The sequence below is a fragment of the Janthinobacterium silvisoli genome, assembly GCF_014200725.1.
Taxonomy (GTDB): Bacteria; Pseudomonadota; Gammaproteobacteria; order Burkholderiales; family Burkholderiaceae_D; genus Janthinobacterium.
Window position 1 is genome coordinate 21,147 of the sequence record NZ_JACHCL010000006.1, and the last position, 17,256, is coordinate 38,402.

The following is a 17,256-nucleotide window of genomic DNA, read 5'->3' on the forward strand; positions in this document are numbered from 1 at the left end:
TTAATCCCAGGCTGGCGCCAGGCCGTCCGGGTTGGCCAGGCGTTCGCCGCGCTCCAGGGTGGCGATCTGCGCCATCTCTTCCGGCGTCAGGACGATGCGCGTGAAATGCAGGTTCGCTTCCAGGTTGGCGCGCTTGGTCGACGATGGAATCACCGCAAAGCCCTGCTGCAGCGACCAGTTCAAGGCCACTTGCGCCGGCGTCACGCCATGTCTGGCGGCGATGGCGGCGATCACGGGGTCCGTCACGACCTTGCCGTAGGCGAGCGGCATATAAGCCGTGATGTGGATGCCCTGGCTGCGCACGAAATCGATGACCTTGCGGTTTTGCAGGAAAGGATGGATCTCGATCTGCTGCGTGGCGATTTCCGCCGCGCCGACCGTATCGATGGCCTGCTGCAGCTGCGCATTGGTGAAGTTCGACACGCCGATGGTGCGCGTCAGTCCCTGCGCCTTCGCTTCGGCCAGCGCCGCCATGTATTCGGCGACGGGAATCGCATCGTTCGGCGACGGCCAGTGGATCAGGGTCAGGTCCAGCTGTTCCAGCTGCAGCTTGTGCAGGCTGTCTTTCAGGCTGGGGATCAGTTTGTTGCGCTGCAGGCTGTCGATCCAGATCTTGGTGGTGACGAACAAGTCGTCGCGCGCCACGCCGCTGGCAGCAATCGCCTGGCCCACTTCGGCTTCATTGCCATAGATTTGCGCCGTATCGATATGGCGGTAGCCCACTTCCAGGCCGGTGGTCACGGAATCGATCACGACCTGGCCTTGCAGGCGGAAAGTGCCAAGGCCAATCTCAGGGATAGCAGGGATGGCGGATTGAATGGTGTTCATGCGGTATTCCTCTCGATGGTGAGTAAGACGGGGCGGACATCAAGCTAAGTGCCGCCGATCAGCACACTATGCACCCATCCTTTGTTGAGAAAAATACCTGCACACGCAAATAATATTTGATTCATGCGCAAGTAAGCAAACCAGCAAAATAGCGCCACGATCCGTCCCGTCCGGGCTAGGACCGATAAAAATCGCAAAAAATCGCTGCCAACCCTTGCAATCGCGTTTTGGTCTGCTATAATCCGCCACCTTGGCCTGGTAGCTCAGTCGGTAGAGCAGAGGATTGAAAATCCTTGTGTCGGTGGTTCGATTCCGCCCCGGGCCACCAAGAATTCAGCAGTACATACAAAAAAACCAAGCCTCGCAGCTTGGTTTTTTTATTTCCGTTCCCTTTCCTCTCCTCTCATCAGCGTCCCAAGGACTTGCTGGCCGCCATCGACACCACACGGCTGCGCTTGGCGGGCATGCCACGGCCATTACTGCGCCATTTCGCCCTGCTAGGCTGGCCAGGCAAGGATGTCTTGCCAGCGCCATCTCTGGAAATGGGCAACGGCGCCGGCCTGACCTTGAACAGCTCTGCCTGCACATCAAGACCCGCTTCATGCACGGACAATAGCTGATGGCCAGGTAACATCTCTTGCACGCCATCGGCCATCGCATCGACACCAGCCTGCCATTGCCCCGCATGCTGGCGCACGGTGCGCTCGACCAGCTGATGCACATCGGCCACCTCCTGCCCGATAGCGTCCGTGATTCCGCCACTGAGCTTGCGCAGTTCGTCGAGCTGCATTTGCTGCGCGACTTCCTGCTGCACGCTATTGAGGTAGCGCTGGGCGCGTCCCAGCAGCGTGCCCAGGGTGCGCGCGACACGCGGTAGCCGTTCCGGGCCCAGCACCACCAGTGCCACCGTGCCGATCACGGCCATTTTTGAAATATCCAGGCCAAACATATTCCCCTCCCCTCTCATTCACTCCAGATGATGGCGGCAGCGCCATGCATCATTGTTTCGGCGTCGCGTGTGTCTGCTGCGCATCGTTCAAGGCCGCAACAGGCTTGACGGTACCGGCTTTTTCCTCCGGCCCCGCTTCTGCTTCCCGTATGCCGTCCTTGAAACCCTTGATCGCGCTGCCCAGGTCAGAGCCGAACGAGCCGAGCTTCCTGGTGCCAAAAACCAGCGCAACAATGACCAGGACGATCAGCCAATGCATCGTGCTAAAGCTACCCATGTTATCTCCCTTGCATCCATAAAGTTGACCCGCTTGGCAAACATGCACGCCGGGCCATGCGGCGATCTTAATGCGCTTGGCCAGCGCCATGCATCAGACATTCTTATGATTTCCCCAAAGGAATATTGAATATTTGTTTATGCCATCCGGTTCTACGATGCATGGCATGGAACCGATCCCACACGCCGGTTTCTGCCCATGCCATCGCTGACCAGGGCTTCCCTGGGCAGCGAGGATTTTCGTAGTCCCTGCAAGACCATCAAGGAGAAGCAAGCATGACTGATATGAAACGTCGCCGTGTACTCGCCGGAGCCGCTGCCGGCGCTGCCGCAATCGGAGCAACCGTGGTCGCCAAGGCGGCCGAATTCGGCAACCCGGACCGTCCTGCGCAGGGCGCAATCAACTCAAGCGCCATCGCCAATGCGGAACCGGGCCCGCAAAACCCGCAACTGCGCGACGTACTGCCATCGTTTAACAATCCACCGCCAACTGACGTCGGCGGCATGCCGATTCCATGGGCCTCATTCAACCTGGCGCACAAGCGCATCCAGGATGGCGGCTGGGCACGCGAAGTGACCACCAAGGCATTCCCGATTTCGAAGGATATCGCTGGCGTCAACATGCGCCTGGGACCCGGCGGCGTGCGCGAACTGCATTGGCATCAGCAAGCCGAATGGGCCATGATGGTCAGCGGCGAAGTGCGCATCACCACCATCGACAGCAAGGGCCGCGCTGAAGTGGCGGACGTGCAGGCCGGCGACCTCTGGTACTTCCCGCCGGGCCTGCCGCACTCGCTGCAAGGCCTGGGCGCGAATGGCGGCGAATTCGTGCTGGCCTTCGACAATGGCGCAGCGGGCGAATTCAATACACTGATGGTGTCGGATTGGCTGGCCCATACGCCACCGGACATCCTGGCGCAAAACTTTGGCGTACCGGCCGACAAGTTCAAGAATATCCCGCTCGACCAGCTGTGGATTTACCAGGGCGCCAACGCTGGTCCGCTGGCGGCGCAGCAAGCGTATGTCGCCTCGAAAGATGGCCGTCCTGACCACCCGTTCATTTTCCGCATGGGTTCGATGACGCCGACGCTGGCGCAGCCGGGCGGCGAAGTACGCATCGTCGACAGCAGCAATTTCCCGATTTCCAAGACCGTGGCAGCGGCAATGGTGACCTTGCGTCCGGGCGGTTTGCGCGAGATGCACTGGCACCCGGATGCGGATGAATGGCAGTACTTCATCCAGGGCACCGGCCGCATGACGGTGTTCAACAGCGGGCCCGCAGCGCAAACGGTGGACTTCAGTCCGGGCGATGTGGGTTATGTGGAAAAGAACCTGGGCCACTATGTCAAGAATACCGGCACCACCGACCTGGTGTTCCTGGAACTGTTCAAGTCGGACCATTTCTCGGAAGTGACGCTGTCGCAATGGCTGGCCAATACGCCGCGCCAGCTGGTGCGCGAGCATTTGCGCGTCGACGACGCCACGCTCGATGTGATCCATAAATTGAAAAACCGCCGCGACGTGATCGCGTAAGCGACGCAGCACGCATGGCGCGCCGCGTGCCTCCCTGCACGCGGCGCACTATTCTGTTTTAATCGATACCATCAGCAGCCTGAAGGGGCCTCTCATGTTCGCAGCCATCAAACGCGGCGCCAGCTATGCGCTGTCCGAGGACGCAACCACGGATACCGTCGCGGCGATGCGCGACGTGCTCGACAACCAGCGCGGCAGCCTGCGCTCCTTGCTGTCGTTCGCCGGTCCGGCGGTGGTGGCCTCGGTCGCTTACGTGGACCCTGGCAATTTCGCCACCAATATCCAGGCCGGCTCGACCTACGGCTATGAACTGCTGTGGGTAGTGCTGTTATCGAGCCTGGTGGCGATGCTGTTCCAGGCCATGTCGGCCAAACTGGGCATCGTCACCGGCCGCAACCTGGCGGAAATCTGCCGCGACGAGTTTCCCCGTCCGCTGGTGATCTTCATGTGGATAGGTTCGGAAATCGCTGCCATCGCCACCGACCTGGCCGAATTCATGGGCGGCGCGATCGGCATTTCGCTGCTGTTCGGCCTGGCGATAGGCTGGGGGCTGCTGATCACCGGCATCATCACCTTTGCCATCCTGTCGCTCGACAAGCAAGGCTTCCGGCCGCTGGAAATCGTGATCGCGGCGCTGGTCGCCGTGATCGGCCTGAGCTATCTGGCCGAGCTGCTGATTGCGCCGCCGGACTGGCAAGCCGCGATTTTTCATACCTTCGTGCCGCAGCTGCATGGCAACGACGCGCTGATGCTGGCCGTCGGCATCGTCGGCGCCACCATCATGCCGCACTCGATTTACCTGCATTCGGGCCTGACCCAGCATCGCGCAATGGCGCGCAACGACCAGCAGCGCCGCAAGCTGGTGCAGTTTTCAAACCGCGAGGTGGTGGTCGCGCTGGGATTGGCCGGCCTGGTCAATATGGCGATGGTGGCCATGTCCGCTTCGGTATTGAGCAAGACGGCGCCGGGCATCGCCGATATCGCCACCGCCTACCACACGCTGGCGCCTGTGCTGGGCGCCAGCGCGGCCACCGTGTTTCTCATTTCGCTGCTGGCGTCGGGCATTTCCAGTTCCGTGGTCGGTACCATGGCCGGTCAAAACATCATGCAGGGCTTTGTCGGCTTCAAGATACCCGTGCTGGTGCGCCGCCTGATTACGATGGTGCCGGCGGTACTGGTGTGCATGGTCAGCAATCCGATGAAGGCCATGGTCGATAGCCAGATCATCCTCAGCATCATCTTGCCCATGCCGCTGATCGCACTGGTGGTGCTGTCGTCGCGGCGCTCGGTAATGGGACGTTTTACCGCGTGCCGCAAACTGACCGTCGCAGCGGTGATCGCCACGACGGCAATCGTGGCCCTGAACTTAGCACTTATCTGGCAGGCACTGGCTGCCTGAGGGAGCCAGTGCCCGCAAGGCGAGGTCGGGCAGCGCGTGCATGGGGTGCGTGGTGCCGCCAATGCCGAGATGCCCGGCGCCCAGGTCATCACTCAGGTCATCATAATCCGGCAGCCGCTTATCCATGCTCACATGGATGCCGTCGATGCCCGAAAAATGCTGCAGCCAGGCGCCCGCCTCGGTCAACAGGAATTGGCGGAAGTCGCGCGCCGCCGGCGGCAGCGGCCGGTCTGCCCGGTGCACCACGTTCCAGTGGCGCGTCAAAGGAAAACCTTGTACATCAAGCACTTTCAGCAAGCCGGCGCGCACTTCGGACTGCACCTCTTGCACCGCCAGCAGGCTGATGCCCATGCCGGCAATCACCGATTGCTTGATCGCCTCGGCGCAGCCCAGTTCCATGAAACGTGGCGGCGCTTCCTGGTTGCGAAAGGTTTCGTCGGCCACGCCGCGGGTATCGGTGCCGCTCTCGCGCACGATCAGGCATTCGGAGGCAATCCGCGCATACGGAATATTCTGTTCGAAGGCCAATGGATGCGATGCGGCAGAAACCAGCGCGTAGGGATTGGCGCCGAAGGGCCTGGCGACGATATTGGGAGATTCCGGCGGATGCACCATCACGGCAAGATCGATCTGCTCGTCGCGCAGCATGGTGAGCAACTGGTCGCGGCTACGCACCTTCATATCCAGTTCGATCATCGTCTTGCCCTGCATGAAAGAGTGCAGCAGGTGCGGAAAAAAATGGCTGCCCGAGGTAATCATTCCCACCCGCAGACGCTGGATGCCGCCGGTCATCAGGTTTGCTAATGATTGCTCTGCCGCATTCAGATCCGCAAGTATCACGCGGCAGTGCTGCAACACCAGGCTACCGCCCTCGGTCAAGGTGATGCGCTTGCCGTGATGCTGGAACAAGGGCAAGCCAGCCTGCCCTTCCATCTGCTTGATCTGCATCGATACCGCCGGCTGCGTCAGGTGCAGGTCCTCGGCGGCGCGGGAGAAACTCAGATTGCGCGCCACACTTTCAAAAATCTTAATCTGGCGAATTGTTATGTGTCTCATATGAAGCACTATCTCCTTGACGAATCCAACAACGTCGACGAAAAATTTCAGCTCTACAACAGCCCAACTGGATGATCGATGTATTCACTGCGCCGTTCTATCCGATAACAATGCTTTGCCGCGCTGAAACACACGCAACAGCAGGTCTGTCGCCATCATTTGCAGGGCCTGGCTGCCCGGCATTGCTTGATCATATACTTATTGGAGCAAGCATTCAGGCGCCTTATTTTGTCATCAACTATTACATTAAAATATAAACATGGTTTTCATGTATTGGCCTGCCGCTGGCGTATGGTCGATCAGAAAACGCTTGAATATAGTCTTATATGAGACTATATTGAGTTCCATCAATTTGAATACAGTAAAAACCCATGGCCTCTCCCATCGATGAGCAAGCGGTTGGCCGCTGCAACAACACGGCCGTGCGCAAGGCGGCGCGCCATTTGACGCGCTTCTACGATGCCCATCTGTCGCGCGTCGGCTTGCGCGCCACCCAGTATGCGATTTTGAACTTGTTGGCGCAGCATGGTCCCACCACCATGGCAGCGCTGGCCGCACGCCTGACGATGGACAGGGCGACAATGGGCCACAATCTGCGCCCGCTGGAACGTGACGGCCTGATCACCATTCGCGTAGGCCAGGTGGACCGTCGCGAACGCGAAGTGGGGTTAACTGAACTGGGTGAACAGCGCGAACGGGAAGGCCGCACCGAGTGGACTGCTGCGCAAATCCTGTTTGAAGAAGAGTTCGGTCTTGAAGATGCGCTGGCCATGCGCCGTATCATGGGCCGGATCACGCGTCTGGAAATACCCGCGCTGTAAGTTGGCAAGGCAGACCCCGCTGTGGCGGGGATAAACAATCCCAAATACGGGCATATAAGTCTATATTTCAAGAAAGGTTGTATGCATACTTTTTCCAAAAAATTGGCGATGGCGATCGCCTTCGCCAGCGCGCTATGTGCGGCCACGCCGGCCTTAGCAGCATCCAACATCGACGCTAATGATATGCAAGAGATACGCGCCCTGTTCCTGCGCCAGGCGGCCGGTGCCACCGCGCATGACATCGGCGTGATCGACAGCGTGCTGGCCCACGCCGCACCGGGCCAACCTGACCCGGTCAGCTTTATCGCCCGCGCTTACCAGTTCTGGGGCCGCGCAGCGGTACTCGAGCATTTTCGTACCACCTTCCAGGGCACCTGGGTGTTCGAACCGCAACAGGACGCCATCCGGATTACACCGCTGGGCCCCGACACGGCGCAGATTTACGCGCCCACCCGCATTACCTTGGGTCCGGCCGGCCAGTCCGCCAGGCAAGAAACTTTTTTGATGTATGAGACGGCCATCCGCACGCCGCAAGGCTGGCGCATTGCCACCATGGTGCCAGTCCCGGCCCAATAAGCTTTTTTCCCTGCAAGGTGCCCTATGAAACGTCGTGATGTGATGAAACTGGCCTCGCTGGCCCTGCTTCCTGTGCTGCCTGGCCTGTCCCGGGCGGTCGATAACAATCCGGTCTTGCAATACAAGGTGTTGACCGTAAAACGGCCGGGCCTCAGCCGCGATGTGCCGCCTGGCAAGGAAGCGCTAAACTGGGTCGCCAATTCCTCGACCCTGATCTATGGCCAGCGCGAAGCGGTGCTGGTCGATACCTTTCTGACGGTGGAACAGACCCAGGGCCTGGCGGACGCGATTGTCGCCAGCGGCAAGACCTTGAGCACCATCTATATTACCCACGCCCATGGCGACCATTTTTTTGGCCTCAGCATACTGCAGCAACGTTTCCCGAACGTGAAGGCGGTGGCCACGCCCACGGTGGCGGCCAAAATGCTGCAGCAAATCACACCCGACAAATTGAACAGCCGCTGGCGCAAGCTGTTCCCGAACCAGATACCCGAGATCATCACCACGGCCGAAGCCATGCAGGGCAATCAGCTGACACTCGAAGGCCAGCCCTTGAACGTTATCAATGTCGGCCATACCGATACGGATGACAGCACCTGTTTGCACGTGCCATCGATCGGCCTGGTGGTGGCGGGCGACGCCGTGTATAACGGCATCCACCCTTTCCTCAACGAATCGAACCGGCAAACCCGGCTGGAATGGCTGGCCGCACTGGACAAGATCGATCGATTGAAACCTCGGGCGGTGGTGGCTGGCCATAAAATCCCGGAGAACGATGACAACCCAAAAATTGTCGATGAAACGCGGCAATACCTGCGCGACTTCATCCGCCTAAATGACGCCACCAGCACCGCACGCGAACTGTACGACCAGATGCTGGCCCTGTACCCGGACCGCGCCAACCCCGGATCGCTGTGGAGCGCCGCCAATACGGCCAAGTCGCAAGCCTAGGCTGGCGCGCGGGGGCTAGCAGACCGATTTCCCATCTGCTATAATCGGCCGCCTTGGCCTGGTAGCTCAGTCGGTAGAGCAGAGGATTGAAAATCCTTGTGTCGGTGGTTCGATTCCGCCCCGGGCCACCAAGAACTCAGAAAAACATATCAAAACGCCAACCTTAGGGTTGGCGTTTTGCTTGGTGGCATACACCGCAGGGCCTGTATTACGCCCTACATGCAAGCTTATCCATCAGTTGCCAGAGATTTTTTCGATAATCCTGACGGCGGTTCCGCCACCGGGTAGCAATGCACTGGCCAGCTCAGAGCCCAATTCAAACAGCATTTCCCGCGTGGTAATCGCCTGCAGCGTGTCCCTGAACCACTGACCATTTTCGAGTACCTCCCCGGTCAGGCCATCGACTTCAATCACCCCTACTTTGTCCTCAGTCGTCCAGGTAAATTCAAACGCAAACACGGGGCGATAATACAGGTACACTTTTTCAACTGTCACAATATCTTCCTGAAACTCGTGGGCATTGATCACCTCAGCATCCAGCGTCTGCCGTATTTTTCGCAACAGCATCGGCAATCGTAATTGCGGGACAATTGCTTCAGGCAATTCGAGTACCGTCTGTTCCTGCATCTTGTATTTATTGATGTAATTGGCCAACACGCCTTTTTTCAGGTCACGCGACAGGCCGTCGAGATAATCGTCGTAATGGATCTTCCGGTGCGAGTACTCGACTGCCTGCAGGTTGATCAAGCGTTTGTTTCCCTGTTCGGCGATTGAATATTCCTTACAGTTGATCAGCACCTTTTTCGCATACGCGTTACCGATCTCTACCGGATAGGTAAGCTCGCGTGAATAATCGACTGAGCGGGTAGTCACCACATGCCAGAAGGGTTCATAACGCAAAACGTGCTTGGAAAGAAGCACCGTTTCATCCTTGGGACGCTTGAAAGGATTGAATTTCGCCAGCAGCCCGAAAGCATTCAATTTTTTCTGGTTTGCCTGCTCGGTGGCAGCACTCAGTGGATATACCTGCTCGAACACAAATACCTTTTCGGCATTGTCCAGGTATTGAAGAAGTTCCGCCATATGAAGCCTTATAGAAATAATTTCAATATATTAAATACTTAAGTACTTTACATATTAATTCATTACCTCTGATTTGCGTTGATTCAAATTAGTTCCAAGTTTAAAAATTTTCCACATTAATTATCAAATAACTTTTTTCGATACTGAATTTTTATGCAAAAAATATTATCGAAAAGCACTTTGCACTTTGACAGGCAGCAGCTCCAGCACCGCCTGGGCAAACGTCAGCGGCGCTTCCTGCGGCAGATTGTGGCCCGCACCCGGCACGATGCGGTGGGCTTTGCGCGCAGGGAATTTATTGGCGTACGACAAACCATCTGTCGGCAAGACCACGGCATCGTTGGCCCCGTCCAGGGTGATGGTGGGCACGGTTATCACGGGCAAGGCCGCGAGTCGCCGGTCCAGTTCGGCATACGCGGGATCACCCGCCACCTGGTTGTAGCGATGCCGGTAGGAATGGATGGTGACCTCGATGTAATCGGGATTGTCAAACGCGGGGGCCGTGCGCTCAAACGTGGCGTCGTCGAAATGCCATTGCGGCGACCAGAGTTTCCACAGCAGCTTGTTTGTTTCGCGCCGGTACCTGGTGTAGCCCGCCTTGCCACGCTCCGTGAGGAAATAGAATTGATACCAGGCCGGCAGTTCCCGTTCTGGCGGCACGGGAATATTCATGCGGCTCAGGTCGAGTAGCGCGTAGCCGTTGACCGATACCAGGGCGTGGCAGCGCTCCGGCGACAAGGCGGCGACAGCGCAAGCGGCGCGACCGCCCCAGTCATACCCGGCCAGCACTGCCCTGGGTATCGACAAGGCGTCAAGCAAGGCAAGCAGATCGGCGCCCAGCGCGGTTTGCTGTCCCGAGCGTGGCGTGGCGGCGTCGAGAAAACGCGTCGCGCCGAAACCGCGCAGATAGGGAACGATCACGCGGCAACCACGCGCCGCCAGCATGGGCGCAACCTCGGCATAGGCATGGGGGTCGAAGGGAAAGCCATGCAAGAGCACCACCGGGATGCCATCGGCGGAGCCGCTTTCATGGTAGGCCACATCGAGCACGCCCGCCTTGACCATCTTGAGCGGGCCCAGGCCGATGGCTTGCTCCTGCGACAGCGCCAGCGACGGCATCAGCAGCACAAATTCTGCGGCCACCACGCCGAGCGCGGCGGTGCGTAGAAAGGCGCGGCGGTTCGTCTTGATTTCATGGTCCAATCTATTCTCCAGTGCCAAGTTTTCAGTGCCAGGCGCCACAGCGTCAGGCAAAACGATTGCGCAGTGTGCCGATGCCGTCGATCACTACCGAGACGCTGTCGCCCGGCTGCAGGAAGCGCGGCGGCACCATGCCGATGCCGACGCCGGCCGGCGTGCCGGTGGAAATGACGTCGCCCGGCTTCAAGGCCATACCGGCCGAGATCGTGCTGACCAGTTCCGGAATGCTGAACAACAGGTCGGCCGTATGACCGTCCTGGCGCAGTTCGCCATTCACCCAGGTCTGCACGCGCAGCTGATCGGCCTGCAGCTCGTCGGCCGTCACGATCCATGGCCCCATCGGGCAAAAGGTATCGAGGCCTTTGCCGAGTAACCACTGGCGATGGTTTTTTTGCCGGTCGCGGGCTGTCACATCGTTGATGATGGTATAGCCCCACACATGCGCCATGGCGTCCGACACCGCGATATTGCGGCCGGGTTTGCCAATGATGACGGCCAGCTCGCCCTCGTAATCGACTTCCGAAGTAATTCCAGCATGCAGGTCGACCACTGCTTCCGGCCCGACCACGCTGCTGCCGGGCTTGGTAAATACGGCGGGATAGGCATCGATTTCCGCCCCGGCGACCGCCCCCGCCTCATATCCGCTGCGGGAAAATTCCTGCGCATGGGCACGGTAATTCTTGCCCACGCAAAAGATATTGCGTTCGGGCCGGGGCAGTGGCGCCAGCAGTTGCACGTCGCCAAGCGCAATGCCGGCGCAGTTGTCACTGGCCGCGCTGCCATCGGCGGGATAAAGGGCAATCGCAGCGAGCATGTCCCGCGCAGCCAGGGGATGGACGCGCCCGGCGTCCAGGTCAACCACGCCGACCTGCTCGACGCCGGCGTGGATAAAGGTAGCAAATTTCATGGCTATTCCAGCATCGTAAAGGGATTAAACCGGTGCGAATGGCATGTCGCCATTGCCGAACGACCAGTTTTCACGCTGGACTTCCACCAGGTTGATGATGATGTCTTCCTTGCGCAAGCCGGTCTTCGCCTGGATGCCATCAGCAATGGCGCGGTAAAACGCTTTTTTGACTTCCGTGCTGCGCCCCTCGTTCCAGGTGATCTGGATGAAGACGATGTTGTCGCTGTAGTTCACGCCAAGAAATCCTTGTTCCGGGTACACCAGTTCCCCCTTGGCATGGCGGCTGAGGATCTGGAACTTGTCATTCGCAGGCACGTTGGCCACCGTGACCATGGACTCGTAGACGGTGTCGCTGATGGCGCGCAAGGCTTCGGCTGTGGTCTCCTGGGAAACACTGATACGGGCTAAAGGCATAAAAATCTCCTGATATGGATACAGCATGGGTGGCCGGCATCGCCGGAGGCATGCACCATATTAGGGCTATACTATGAATGATACAAACGCATAATTTTCATAACTAATATGAGTAATCAGCATGCTATTTGAAGACTTGAGGGCCTTTATTGCGGTCATCGACCACAATTCCCTGACCCGCGCCGCCGACGTGCTGTCGCTGACCCAGTCTGCCGTGTCGCGCCGGCTACAGCACCTGGAAGAAGTCATGGGCGTGGAATTGTTCGATCGCAACAGCAGGCCGCCGCAACCGACGGCATTGGCGCACCGGGTCTACGAGCAGGCACTGCCGCTAATGCTGGGGGCAAGACGGCTGCTCGATATGGCACGCGACGATATGGCGCCCACCGGCACGTTCCGGGTGGGCATGACGCAGGCCGTAGGAGAAATGGTGCTGTTCGATGCGGTGCAGCGCCTGCGTGCCAGCTTTCCGGCGCTGGACTTGAAATTGCATACGGAATGGGGCGCGGCGCTGCAGCAACAGTTGCTGCACGGGAGCCTGGATGCGGTGGCGATGATGCTGCCCTCGCCCAGCACCTTGCCCGCGCGCATGGATGGACGTCTGATCAGCACGCTGCCAGTGGCCGTGGTGCAGAGCAGGCAAAAACCCTTGGTGGAGGGCAAGGCCGACATCCTCGCGCTGGCGCAGCAGGAATGGATACTCAACCCGATCGGCTGCGGCTATCGTGCCGCGCTGGAGCGCGCCATGGGCGGCGCCGGCCAGACACTCAAACTGCGGGTCGATACGATAGGCACCGACCTGCAGTTGCAACTGATTGCAGCCGGCGCGGGACTGGGGCTGGTGCCGCGCAGTGTCTTGCAGCGCAGCGCAGTGGCCGGGCAGTTGATGGTGGTCGATACACCGGGCTTTTCCATGCAGCTCGATGTCTGGCTGGTGCACGCGCTGCAGATGGGAAACCTGAAGCGCGCGATAGATGTGCTCGGCGAGGTGGTGACGGATAGCCTGGCAAGCCTGGCAGCGCCGCCGCAAATGATTTAGCGCAACTGGGCGCCGATCGCTTCGACAAACGGCACCAGGTCGGTCGGTGCGCGCGACGTGATGATTTTGCCATCCACCACCACCGCTTCATCGACAAAGGTCGCGCCGGCGTTGGTCAGATCGTTTTTCATGGCCCACCATGCCGTGGCGCGGCGGCCCTTCAGCAAGCCGGCGTCGGCCAGTATCCAGGGGCCATGGCAAATCGAGGCAACAATTTTTTGATTTTCCGCAACCGCACGCACGAAGGCAAGCACCAGCGGGTCGGCGCGCAGCGCATCGGGATTCCAGGCGCCACCCGGAATAATCACGGCATCGTAGGTTTCAGCCTGGGCGTCATCGATTATTTTGTCGAACTGAACCCAGCCAGCCGTCTCGATATAATGAATCGTCAAGATATGCGTTTCGCGGATGGCAGGAATCTGCAAGCCGAACATGGGTGGATACGATGGCTTCTTGGGCGATATCAGGTCGACGGTGGCGCCGCGCGTACGGAAAAAATGCAGCACCGTCGTCAGCTCGATTTCTTCCACGCCATCGGTCGCCACCACGGCAATACGGCGGTTCCTGTAGACGGTGGGATCGGTGGGTGCTTGCGTCCACAGCTCGTAGAGTGCGCGGTTTTCCGGCGCGTTGAACATCGCTGCCGCAGAAATACGGGGGACTGCCGCGGAGGTTTCGGTACTCAGTAATGCACGAAAATCGCTGGAAATGCTGTTCATGGCCTGCTCCTGAAATAAACTTATCAACGTCAACCGGATGGTGACTTCAGACAACAGGATGAGCGTTTCTTGCAGCAGGAAACAGTAGGCAGCGGTATATGCAGTTTTCATTTTCGCTTAAAAGCGGCGAGCGTTGAACGACATTAAAACTTTTAATATGGCAATGTTTAGCCACCTGGAGATCAAGGCAGCGCATGAAACCCGTCCGATTTGAAGACCTTGAGATTTTTGTGCAGGCAGTCAATGCGCGCAGTTTTTCCGGCGCCGCCCGCCTGCTGGGCATTTCGCCCGTGGTGGCCAGCAATGCCGTCAAGCGCCTGGAAGACGCCCTCGGTGCGCGCCTGTTCGAACGCACGACCAGAAGCCTGCGCGTAACGGAAAATGGCGTGAAATACGCGGTACACGCCCAGGCTGCGCTGCGTGCGATGAAAGATGGCGAGGCACTGATGTCTGCATCGACAGAGTCGTTCAGCGGCAGCTTGCGGCTATCACTACCTTCCGACCTGGGCCGCAACCATCTGCTGGGCTGGATCGAGCAACATCTGGCCGAGCATCGGCTCGATATCGATATCTCCATCTGCGACACCCTGTCCGACCTGCATGCCCAGCCGGTCGACCTGACGATACGCTATGGCGTGGCCAAGGACAGCAGCCTGATCAGGCTGCCGCTTGCACTAGACAACCGCAGAATATTGTGCGCCTCTCCCGCCTACCTGGAAAAGCATGGTCCGATGACGCGACTGGAACAACTGGCCCAGCATAATTGTCTGCGGTTCAAATTGAATGGCATTGCGCACAGCCGCTGGAACTTCGGTTCCGGGGCCGATAGTATTTTCATGGTGGTGGACGGCAACCGCGTCAGCGATGACGCCGAACTGGTCCGGCGCTGGGCAATAGATGGACTGGGAATCGCCTGCAAATCGCAGCTCGATGTCGCCGCCGATTTGCAGGCCGGGCGCTTGATCCACCTGCTACCCGAGGTGATGGGTGAAGCGGCCCCGCTATCGATGTATGTGGTCCACCGCTCCCTGCTGACACCAGCGGTGCATGGCCTGGTGCGCTACCTGAAAGAGTGCTGCCACAGGCATATGTCGGCCCAAGAGAAAACATAGGGCCGCAAAAGCCGTCTTACCACATCAAATCATCGGGAATCTGGAACGCTGCATAGGGATCGTCCTCGTCGACTTCCGTGCTGGCTTGCTTGACGCGCACCACGATGGCGGGATCGCGTTCGGCGATCTTGTCGGCGATGATGCGCGGCACCAGTTCAACGGCGCCGCCCAGGCAGATGATCACCAGGCGGCCGGCGACCAGATGGGCTTGCACGGCGGCAGTGACGTAGATGCGCTCGATCTTGTTGTTGAAGGTGAAGTTATACGGCACGTCACCGTTGTTACCCTTGCTCTGGCGGTTCTTTTGCACCATTTGCGCGATTTGCGCGACGATGGCTTTCTGGTTGGCGGCGGCGTCGCGCTGGGCGTTCAGTTCGCGCGCGCGCTCGGCGTTCTTGCGCTGGATTTCCAGCGCAGCGATGCGCACTTCATCGACGCTTTGCGTGCCGCTCTTGCGCTCATCCTTCTTTTGCTTGCTCTTGTCCTGATTGGCCAGCTTGACCTTCTTCTTGTCGACCAGGCCGGCCTTTAAAAACTGCTCTTGCAGGGAGACCATCTGTGCTACTCCGTTATGCCCATGAAAGCCGCTAGCATAGCATCGGTGCCAGCGGCAGTCACTCCTTCAGGCCTCAATAGCCGATGGCAGCACCGGCCGGACGGCGCGCGTCGTTGGCGCCGTACAGCCAGCCGGGGCGTACCTTGCCCGATACGCCAGAGTCATTACCCGAGCTGGCAGGTCCGGCGCCAACGGCGGCCGGCAGCCCCTTGAGGATCAGCTCCGTGGCGCCCCACGGCGTCTGCTCGGTCATGCTGTAGCCCATGTTTTTCAGGATCGCCAGGGTATCGGGCGAGACGCCACGCGTTTCGTAATACACCTGGTCGGGCAGCCACTGGTGATGGATGCGCGGCGCATCGACCGCTTCCTGCGGCGCCATGCCATAGTCGATCACGTTGATCGCCGACTGCAGCGTGATGCTGATAATGCGCGAACCGCCGGGCGAACCGAGCACCATATAGGTCTGGCCATCCTTGTTGACCAGGGTTGGCGCCATCGACGACAGCGGCCGCTTGCCCGGTGCAATCGCATTGCTGGCGCCCTGCACCAGGCCATACATATTCTTCGCGCCGATCTTGCTGGTGAAGTCATCCATCTCGTCATTCAGGAAGAAACCGGTGCCCGGTGCAATCACCACGGCGCCGAAGCGGCCGTTGACGGTATAGGTGGTCGAGACGGCGTTGCCGTCCTTGTCCAGCACCGAATAATGCGTGGTTTCCGGTTTTTCGCGCTGCATGGTTTCCGGCGGTACCAGGCTCGACGGCGTGGCGCGGTCCGGCAGGATCTTGCTGCGAATTTCAGCGGCATAGGATTTGCTGAGCAAATGCTCGACCGGGTTATTGATGAAATCCGGATCGCCCAGATAACTGTTGCGATCCTTGTAGGCGTGGCGCATTGCCTCGGTCATGTAATGTATGCTGGCCGCCGACTGGAAGCCGAACGCCTTCATGTCGTAGCCTTCGAGGATATTGAGCGTCTGGCACAGCGTCACGCCCCCCGAACTTGGCGGCGGCGCCGAGACGAACTGGTAGCCGCGATAAGTACAAGTGAGCGGCGCTGTTTCGGTGGTGGTGTAGGCGGCAAAGTCGGCCGCCGTGATGATGCCGCCAGCCGCCTTGGCGGCCTTTTCCACGGCCGCCGGAATGGCGCCCTTGTAGAAAGCGTCCGGGCCGTGGCGTGCAATCGATTCGAGCGTGCGCGCCAGGTCTTTTTGCACCAGCCGGTCGCCCGGCTGCAGCGGCGTGCCATCCTTGCGCAGGAAGATGCGCGCCGCTTCCGGGTCTTTCTTGAAGTAGGCCACCGTGGTGTCGATAATGTCGGTGTCGCCGCGGTTGAGAATGTAACCCTCGCGCGCCAGCTTGATGGCCGGCGCCATCACCTGGGCACGCGTCAGCTTGCCGTACTGGCGCTGGGCGCGCTCGAAACCGGCCACCGTGCCTGGTACGCCCACGGCCAGGTAGCCGTGCAGGCTGGCGCCAGGCTTGATTTTGCCATCCGCATCAAGATACATGTCGGCGCTGGCGGCAGCCGGCGCCTTTTCGCGGAAGTTGATGAACGTATCCTTGCCATTGGCCAGGTGGATGGTCATGAAGCCGCCGCCACCGATATTGCCGCAGCAGGCATTGACCACCGCCTGCGCGTAGCCGACAGCGACTGCCGCATCGACCGCATTGCCGCCCATTTTCAGGATATCGACGCCGACCTGGCTGGCCAGGTGCTGCGACGACACCACCATGCCGTGCTGCGCTTCGACGGCCGGCAGGGACACCGCCTGCGCGCTGCCGGCCAGGGCCAGCGTGAGTAAAGCCGCTGTCATCAAGGGCTGGCGTTGGTATGT

Annotated in this window: 18 protein-coding genes and 2 tRNA genes; 9 read left to right on the forward strand and 11 right to left on the reverse strand. The window is 59.4% G+C overall.

Annotated elements, in window-relative coordinates:
- The gene (dkgB, locus tag HDE75_RS21770; RefSeq protein WP_183680432.1) at positions 1-828 is read right to left on the reverse strand and encodes a 2,5-didehydrogluconate reductase DkgB; all 828 of its coding nucleotides are present in this window, start codon (positions 826-828) and stop codon (positions 1-3) included.
- 252 nt (positions 829-1,080) lie between these two features.
- On the opposite strand from dkgB, the gene HDE75_RS21775 reads away from it, so the two are divergent.
- Positions 1,081-1,156 (forward strand) — tRNA-Phe (locus HDE75_RS21775).
- Positions 1,157-1,234: 78 nt separating this feature from the next.
- On the opposite strand, the gene HDE75_RS21780 is transcribed toward HDE75_RS21775, so the two are convergent.
- Positions 1,235-1,777, reverse strand: a complete 543-nt coding sequence (locus HDE75_RS21780) for a twin-arginine translocase TatA/TatE family subunit (RefSeq protein WP_183680434.1) — start codon at positions 1,775-1,777, stop codon at positions 1,235-1,237.
- Positions 1,778-1,826: 49 nt separating this feature from the next.
- Positions 1,827-2,054, reverse strand: coding sequence for a Sec-independent protein translocase subunit TatA (gene tatA / locus HDE75_RS21785; protein WP_183680437.1), 228 nt, complete (start codon positions 2,052-2,054; stop codon positions 1,827-1,829).
- A gap of 275 nt (positions 2,055-2,329) precedes the next feature.
- Here tatA and HDE75_RS21790 point away from each other — a divergent pair, with 275 nt between their 5' ends.
- The gene (locus tag HDE75_RS21790; protein WP_183680439.1) at positions 2,330-3,586 is read left to right on the forward strand and encodes a cupin domain-containing protein; all 1,257 of its coding nucleotides are present in this window, start codon (positions 2,330-2,332) and stop codon (positions 3,584-3,586) included.
- Positions 3,587-3,680: 94 nt separating this feature from the next.
- Complete coding sequence (locus HDE75_RS21795) at positions 3,681-4,985, forward strand: Nramp family divalent metal transporter (protein ID WP_183680441.1); 1,305 nt, start codon at positions 3,681-3,683, stop codon at positions 4,983-4,985.
- On the opposite strand, the gene HDE75_RS21800 is transcribed toward HDE75_RS21795, so the two are convergent.
- Positions 4,953-6,041, reverse strand: coding sequence for a LysR substrate-binding domain-containing protein (locus HDE75_RS21800; RefSeq protein ID WP_183680443.1), 1,089 nt, complete (start codon positions 6,039-6,041; stop codon positions 4,953-4,955). The two genes, HDE75_RS21795 and HDE75_RS21800, sit on opposite strands and share 33 nt — an antisense overlap.
- 371 nt (positions 6,042-6,412) lie before the next feature.
- Here HDE75_RS21800 and HDE75_RS21805 point away from each other — a divergent pair, with 371 nt between their 5' ends.
- From HDE75_RS21805 to HDE75_RS21820, 4 genes are all read left to right on the forward strand, one after another.
- Complete coding sequence (locus tag HDE75_RS21805; protein WP_183680445.1) at positions 6,413-6,862, forward strand: MarR family winged helix-turn-helix transcriptional regulator; 450 nt, start codon at positions 6,413-6,415, stop codon at positions 6,860-6,862.
- Between the two features lie 81 nt (positions 6,863-6,943).
- On the forward strand, positions 6,944-7,438 hold the full coding sequence (locus HDE75_RS21810) for a nuclear transport factor 2 family protein (protein WP_260174255.1): 495 nt from the start codon (positions 6,944-6,946) through the stop codon (positions 7,436-7,438).
- Between the two features lie 24 nt (positions 7,439-7,462).
- A complete protein-coding gene (locus HDE75_RS21815) occupies positions 7,463-8,389 on the forward strand; it encodes an MBL fold metallo-hydrolase (RefSeq protein ID WP_221291969.1) in 927 nt (308 codons plus the stop codon).
- A gap of 55 nt (positions 8,390-8,444) precedes the next feature.
- Positions 8,445-8,520: transfer RNA gene (locus tag HDE75_RS21820), tRNA-Phe, on the forward strand.
- A gap of 103 nt (positions 8,521-8,623) precedes the next feature.
- Here HDE75_RS21820 and HDE75_RS21825 read toward each other — a convergent pair.
- The 4 genes from HDE75_RS21825 to HDE75_RS21840 form a co-directional block, all read right to left on the reverse strand.
- Complete coding sequence (locus HDE75_RS21825; protein ID WP_183680447.1) at positions 8,624-9,472, reverse strand: hypothetical protein; 849 nt, start codon at positions 9,470-9,472, stop codon at positions 8,624-8,626.
- Between the two features lie 165 nt (positions 9,473-9,637).
- The gene (locus tag HDE75_RS21830; protein ID WP_409254930.1) at positions 9,638-10,675 is read right to left on the reverse strand and encodes an alpha/beta fold hydrolase; all 1,038 of its coding nucleotides are present in this window, start codon (positions 10,673-10,675) and stop codon (positions 9,638-9,640) included.
- 43 nt (positions 10,676-10,718) lie between these two features.
- Positions 10,719-11,579, reverse strand: coding sequence for a fumarylacetoacetate hydrolase family protein (locus HDE75_RS21835; RefSeq protein ID WP_183680449.1), 861 nt, complete (start codon positions 11,577-11,579; stop codon positions 10,719-10,721).
- Between the two features lie 24 nt (positions 11,580-11,603).
- Positions 11,604-11,993, reverse strand: a complete 390-nt coding sequence (locus tag HDE75_RS21840) for a tautomerase family protein (RefSeq protein ID WP_183680451.1) — start codon at positions 11,991-11,993, stop codon at positions 11,604-11,606.
- A 121-nt stretch (positions 11,994-12,114) separates the two neighbouring features.
- Here HDE75_RS21840 and HDE75_RS21845 point away from each other — a divergent pair, with 121 nt between their 5' ends.
- Positions 12,115-13,032: a LysR family transcriptional regulator gene (locus tag HDE75_RS21845; protein ID WP_183680453.1), complete on the forward strand. Its 918-nt coding sequence runs from the start codon at positions 12,115-12,117 to the stop codon at positions 13,030-13,032.
- Here HDE75_RS21845 and HDE75_RS21850 read toward each other — a convergent pair.
- On the reverse strand, positions 13,029-13,751 hold the full coding sequence (locus tag HDE75_RS21850; protein WP_221291970.1) for a type 1 glutamine amidotransferase domain-containing protein: 723 nt from the start codon (positions 13,749-13,751) through the stop codon (positions 13,029-13,031). The two genes, HDE75_RS21845 and HDE75_RS21850, sit on opposite strands and share 4 nt — an antisense overlap.
- Before the next feature lie 194 nt (positions 13,752-13,945).
- Between HDE75_RS21850 and HDE75_RS21855 the strand changes: the two genes are divergently transcribed.
- A complete protein-coding gene (locus HDE75_RS21855) occupies positions 13,946-14,863 on the forward strand; it encodes a LysR family transcriptional regulator (protein WP_183680455.1) in 918 nt (305 codons plus the stop codon).
- 16 nt (positions 14,864-14,879) lie between these two features.
- On the opposite strand, the gene HDE75_RS21860 is transcribed toward HDE75_RS21855, so the two are convergent.
- Both HDE75_RS21860 and ggt read right to left on the reverse strand, forming a co-directional pair.
- The gene (locus HDE75_RS21860; protein ID WP_183680457.1) at positions 14,880-15,419 is read right to left on the reverse strand and encodes a DUF2058 domain-containing protein; all 540 of its coding nucleotides are present in this window, start codon (positions 15,417-15,419) and stop codon (positions 14,880-14,882) included.
- 73 nt (positions 15,420-15,492) lie between these two features.
- Positions 15,493-17,235, reverse strand: coding sequence for a gamma-glutamyltransferase (gene ggt / locus HDE75_RS21865; protein WP_221291975.1), 1,743 nt, complete (start codon positions 17,233-17,235; stop codon positions 15,493-15,495).
- Positions 17,236-17,256: the final 21 nt, after the last annotated feature.

What these genes read in the sequence shown, in the direction of transcription:
- HDE75_RS21805 (WP_183680445.1), top strand. Translation starts at nt 6,413, where the DNA reads ATGGCCTCTCCCATCGATGAGCAAGCGGTTGGCCGCTGCAACAACACG.
- HDE75_RS21845 (WP_183680453.1), top strand. Translation starts at nt 12,115, where the DNA reads ATGCTATTTGAAGACTTGAGGGCCTTTATTGCGGTCATCGACCACAAT.
- HDE75_RS21800 (WP_183680443.1), bottom strand. Translation starts at nt 6,041, where the DNA reads ATGAGACACATAACAATTCGCCAGATTAAGATTTTTGAAAGTGTGGCG.
- HDE75_RS21780 (WP_183680434.1), bottom strand. Translation starts at nt 1,777, where the DNA reads ATGTTTGGCCTGGATATTTCAAAAATGGCCGTGATCGGCACGGTGGCA.
- HDE75_RS21825 (WP_183680447.1), bottom strand. Translation starts at nt 9,472, where the DNA reads ATGGCGGAACTTCTTCAATACCTGGACAATGCCGAAAAGGTATTTGTG.
- HDE75_RS21855 (WP_183680455.1), top strand. Translation starts at nt 13,946, where the DNA reads ATGAAACCCGTCCGATTTGAAGACCTTGAGATTTTTGTGCAGGCAGTC.
- HDE75_RS21795 (WP_183680441.1), top strand. Translation starts at nt 3,681, where the DNA reads ATGTTCGCAGCCATCAAACGCGGCGCCAGCTATGCGCTGTCCGAGGAC.
- HDE75_RS21840 (WP_183680451.1), bottom strand. Translation starts at nt 11,993, where the DNA reads ATGCCTTTAGCCCGTATCAGTGTTTCCCAGGAGACCACAGCCGAAGCC.
- HDE75_RS21790 (WP_183680439.1), top strand. Translation starts at nt 2,330, where the DNA reads ATGACTGATATGAAACGTCGCCGTGTACTCGCCGGAGCCGCTGCCGGC.
- HDE75_RS21835 (WP_183680449.1), bottom strand. Translation starts at nt 11,579, where the DNA reads ATGAAATTTGCTACCTTTATCCACGCCGGCGTCGAGCAGGTCGGCGTG.
- HDE75_RS21850 (WP_221291970.1), bottom strand. Translation starts at nt 13,751, where the DNA reads ATGAACAGCATTTCCAGCGATTTTCGTGCATTACTGAGTACCGAAACC.
- HDE75_RS21815 (WP_221291969.1), top strand. Translation starts at nt 7,463, where the DNA reads ATGAAACGTCGTGATGTGATGAAACTGGCCTCGCTGGCCCTGCTTCCT.
- tatA (WP_183680437.1), bottom strand. Translation starts at nt 2,054, where the DNA reads ATGGGTAGCTTTAGCACGATGCATTGGCTGATCGTCCTGGTCATTGTT.
- HDE75_RS21810 (WP_260174255.1), top strand. Translation starts at nt 6,944, where the DNA reads ATGCATACTTTTTCCAAAAAATTGGCGATGGCGATCGCCTTCGCCAGC.
- HDE75_RS21860 (WP_183680457.1), bottom strand. Translation starts at nt 15,419, where the DNA reads ATGGTCTCCCTGCAAGAGCAGTTTTTAAAGGCCGGCCTGGTCGACAAG.
- dkgB (WP_183680432.1), bottom strand. Translation starts at nt 828, where the DNA reads ATGAACACCATTCAATCCGCCATCCCTGCTATCCCTGAGATTGGCCTT.
- ggt (WP_221291975.1), bottom strand. Translation starts at nt 17,235, where the DNA reads ATGACAGCGGCTTTACTCACGCTGGCCCTGGCCGGCAGCGCGCAGGCG.